3 protein-coding genes and 1 pseudogene are annotated in these 4,054 nt (G+C 65.2%); 1 reads left to right on the top strand and 3 read right to left on the bottom strand.

Features of this window, described 5'->3' with window-relative positions; translation table 11 throughout:
* The 3 genes from AKL29_RS45795 to AKL29_RS30950 form a co-directional block, all read right to left on the bottom strand.
* The coding region (locus AKL29_RS45795) for an enoyl-CoA hydratase-related protein (RefSeq protein WP_244482514.1) at positions 1-870 on the bottom strand (870 nt) is incomplete at its 3' end.
* A gap of 176 nt (positions 871-1,046) precedes the next feature.
* Positions 1,047-1,856, bottom strand: coding sequence for an alpha/beta fold hydrolase (locus AKL29_RS30955; protein WP_050386781.1), 810 nt, complete (start codon positions 1,854-1,856; stop codon positions 1,047-1,049).
* Positions 1,857-2,005: 149 nt separating this feature from the next.
* Positions 2,006-3,538 (bottom strand): benzoate-CoA ligase family protein, encoded by a 1,533-nt coding sequence (locus AKL29_RS30950; RefSeq protein WP_050386780.1) that lies wholly within the window; start codon positions 3,536-3,538, stop codon positions 2,006-2,008.
* Between the two features lie 164 nt (positions 3,539-3,702).
* On the opposite strand from AKL29_RS30950, the pseudogene AKL29_RS45790 reads away from it, so the two are divergent.
* Positions 3,703-4,054: pseudogene (locus AKL29_RS45790) on the top strand (helix-turn-helix domain-containing protein); the annotation flags it as partial.

Genomic DNA, 4,054 nt, shown 5'->3' with positions numbered 1-4,054 from the left:
CGGCGCCTTGATCGAGATGGTGGCGATGCGCGCCGCGCGATCGATGTCGACGCTGACGAAGCCGTAGCGGATGGCGCTGTCGTCGATGGTGCGCGTCAGCGGCGCCAGCGCGATGCCTTTGCCGGCACCGTTGCGCTTCGACTTCGCGGCGAACTCCTTGACGCGCTCGGCCAGCTTGCCCTCGAGCTTGGAGTTCGGCGCGATCTCGTCGACCAGGCGCCAGGAGACGGCGCGCTTGCCCTTGATGCCTTCCTCGATGGTGCAGAAGAAATCGGCATGGTCGCGGCGCACCTTGCGCTTGTCGACGACGCGCGTGAGCCCGCCGGTGCCCGGCAGCACCGCGAGCAGCGGCACTTCCGGCAGCGCGACGGCGGCGGCGCCGTCGTCGGCCATCATGATGTGATCGGTCGCGAGCGCCAGCTCATAGCCGCCGCCCGCCGCGGTGCCGTTGACGACGGTGATGAAGCTCTGGCCGGAATTCTCGCTGGAATCCTCCAGGCCGTTGCGGGTCTCGTTGGTGAACTTGCAGAAGTTGACCTTGTGAGCGTGGGTCGAGCCCGCCAGCATGCGGATGTTGGCGCCGGCGCAGAACACCCGGTTCTTGCCCGAGCGCATCACCACGACCTTGACCTCTGGATGTTCGAAGCGCAGCCGCTGCACGGCGTCCGCAAGCTCGATGTCGACGCCGAGGTCGTAGGAATTGAGCTTGAGCTGGTAGCCCTCGAACAGGCCGGCGTTCTCGTCGACGTCCATGGTCAGCGTCGCGACGTCGCCCGCGACGTCGAGCTTCCAGTGCCGGTAGCGCGACGGGTCGGTCTGGAAGTCGATGTACTTCGCCCCGCCTGCAAGGACGCGATCGTCACCAGCCATGGGCCACCCTTATCTGTTGTCTTGCCGTTGTTCGTTCGAAGGTTCGTCGTCGAGGTCTTCATGCACAATAATGCATGTTTTCGATCTGGTCTAGTTCAAAACGCAAAAACATGCATTTTGTTTCATGTTCGGGAAATTCACTCGCTCGGCCAATGACCTGGCACCGGCACCAAAGGTCAGGCCGCCAGCGCCGGGTCGTCGCGCAGCGCCGCTTTGGCGAATTCGGCGACCGCCTCGAGCGTCACCGCGGGCGCTTCGCGATGCGGCGAATGGCCGGCACCATCGATGGCCGTGACATCGACCGGGCAGTAGCACTCCTCCTGGGCGATCTCGACCTGCCGCATCGTGCCGTACTGGTCGGCCGCGCCCTGCACGATCAGCACCGGCACGCGGATATAGGCGAGATAGTCGGAGATATCCCAGTCGCGGAATGCCGGATCGAGCCAGGCGCCGTTCCAGCCATAAAAGGCGTTGTCGACGTCCTTGTGCCAGCGCGCCAGCTTCTCCTTCAGGTTGGTGGTCTCGTATGCCGTCTTGATCTCGGCGATCGACTTCACCGAAATGTCCTCGACGACGAAGTGCGGCGCCAGCAGCGCGAGGCCGCGCAGGCGATGATCCTGGTGCGCGCCGGCATAGATCGCGGCAATCGACGCGCCGTCGGAATGACCGAGCAGCAAGCCGCGGCGGAAGCCGATCCGATCGAGCAGCTTCGGCAGCACGTCGAGCGCCTCGCGATGCATGTAGTCGACCGGACGCGGCAGCTTCGCCGGCGACGAGGAGCCATAGCCCGCGCGCGAATACGCGAACACGCCGGCGCCGGTCGCCGCCTGCAGCTTCTCGGGGAAGTCGCCCCACAGCCCGACCGAGCCGAGGCCTTCATGCAGCATCACGATGGTCGGCGCCGCGTCCGGCGGGGGACCGATCATGCGGTATTCGAGCTCGGCGCCGTCGATGCTGAGGAAGCCTGTGGGGTTTAGGTTCTGCATGCTCGACCTTCTTCATCGTCGTCCCGGCGAAGGCCGGGACCCATAACCACAGGCTTCAGTTGTTGCGCAAAAGCCGTCGAACAGCATCTCTTAGAACAAAGGCCGCGGCGTATGGGTCCCGGCCTTCGCCGGGACGACATGCGAAAACGCTATTGCGCACCGTCGCGCAATTTGAAGCGCTGGATCTTCCCGGTCGCGGTCTTCGGCAGATTGTCGACCACATCGATCCAGCGCGGATATTTCCACGGGCCGATCTTCTGCTTGACGTGCTCCTTCAGCGCCTCGTGCAAACCTTCGGCCGAGCTCTCGGGCCGCAGCACCACGTAGGCCTTCGGCTTCAAGAGCCCTTCCGGATCGGCCTCCGGCACGACGGCCGCCTCCAGCACCGCGGGATGGGTGATCAGCGCGCTTTCGACCTCGAACGGCGACACCCAGATGCCGGAGACCTTGAACATGTCGTCGGCGCGGCCGCAGAAGGTGTAACGGCCGTCGGCATCGCGCGTGTATTTGTCACCGGTGCGGGTCCAGGCGCCCTCGAAGGTGGCGCGGCTCTTGGCCCGCTGATTCCAGTAGCTCTCGCCGGCCGAGGGCGCATCGACCAGGAGCTCGCCGACCTCGCCGTCCGCGACGTCGGCGCCGGCCTCGTTGACCAGCCGCACCTTGTAGCCGGGCACCGGACGGCCGGACGAGCCGTATTTGATGTCGCCGGGCCCGTTCGACAGGAAGATGTGCAACAGCTCGGTCGAGCCGACGCCGTCGAGGATGTCGACGCCGAACCGTGCGCGCCACGCATTGCCGACCGATTCAGGCAGTGCCTCGCCGGCCGAGGTGCAGACGCGCAAACGGTTGCCGCCGGACTGCGCCTTGGTCGCCTCGTCGTTCAGCATCGCCGCGAACAGGGTCGGCACGCCGAAGAAGATGCTCGGGTGATATTTGTTCATCAGCGCGAACATCACCGCCGGCGTCGGCCGCTCGGAGTTCAACACCGTGGTGGCGCCGACCGACATCGGGAACGTCAGCGCATTGCCGAGCCCGTAGGCGAAGAACAGCTTTGCCGCCGACAGGCCGACATCATCCTCGCGGATGCCGAGCACCTGCTTCGCGTAGGTCTCCGCGGTCGCCGCGAGATTGGAATGCAGATGGCGCACGCCCTTCGGCATGCCGGTCGAACCCGACGAATAGAGCCAGAATGCCGGCTCGTCGGCATGGGTCGGCGCGGTGGCGAACACATCGCTCTCGCGTACGATCTCGTCCGACAGCTTCTTGTGGCCATGCGCGTCCTTGCCGGAGACCACGACATGCTCGAGGTCGGGCATCCGCGCGATGATGTCCTTCACGACCGGCAGCAACGCTTCCGACACGAACAGCACGCGCGCGCGGCAATCACCGAGGATGTAGGCATACTGCTCCGCGGTCAGCAGCGTGTTGAGCGGCACCGGCACCACGCCGGCGCGGATCGCGCCGAGGAACACGATCGGGAAATCGACCGTGTCCAGCATGATCATGGCGACCCGCTCCTCGCGGCGGACGCCGAGCCGCCGCAGCATGTTGCCGACGCGGCGGGTCTGCTGCTGCAACTGGCCATAGGTGATTTGCGACACCGTATCGTCGAACACGACCTTGTCGCCGCGGCCTTCATCGATGTTGCGGTCGAGCAGCCAGGAGACCGCGTTGTAAGTCATGCTCCGCTCCTCGGACCCGGACGTGCCACGCTTCCCTCTCCTGTGAATTTAAGAATTATAATTCATACAAAGCCACTACGTTGGCTTGCTGTCAATCCTTATCGGCACTATGTTTCCTAGAACCTCGGTCTGATTCAGCCAGGACCGCGCGTCGCACAGGGATCATGACCGCAGCCAACGACCCGGAAACCGACTTCCTCGAGCAGCTCGGCCAGCGCGTGCGCACGATGCGCGCCCTGCGCGGCATGTCGCGCAAGGTGCTCGCCAAGGTTTCCGGCATATCCGAACGCTACATCGCCCAGCTCGAAAGCGGCAAAGGCAATGTCTCGATCGTGCTGCTGCGCCGTGTCGCAGGCGCGATGGGTGCGCATCTCGAGGACCTGATCCCCACCAGCGAGCCCGTGCCGGACTGGGCCGTGATCCGCGATCTGCTGCGCAAGGCTTCACCGAACCAGATCGCGCAGGCCAAGGACATGCTCGCCGGCAGCAGCCCGCTGGCGCCACGCCGCGCCTCCT

Origin of the sequence: Bradyrhizobium pachyrhizi (assembly GCF_001189245.1) — a bacterium.
Lineage (GTDB): Bacteria > Pseudomonadota > Alphaproteobacteria > Rhizobiales > Xanthobacteraceae > Bradyrhizobium > Bradyrhizobium pachyrhizi.
This window is presented reverse-complemented; position numbering and strand designations above follow the sequence as displayed.

What these genes read in the sequence shown, in the direction of transcription:
- AKL29_RS30950 (WP_050386780.1), bottom strand. Translation starts at nt 3,538, where the DNA reads ATGACTTACAACGCGGTCTCCTGGCTGCTCGACCGCAACATCGATGAA.
- AKL29_RS30955 (WP_050386781.1), bottom strand. Translation starts at nt 1,856, where the DNA reads ATGCAGAACCTAAACCCCACAGGCTTCCTCAGCATCGACGGCGCCGAG.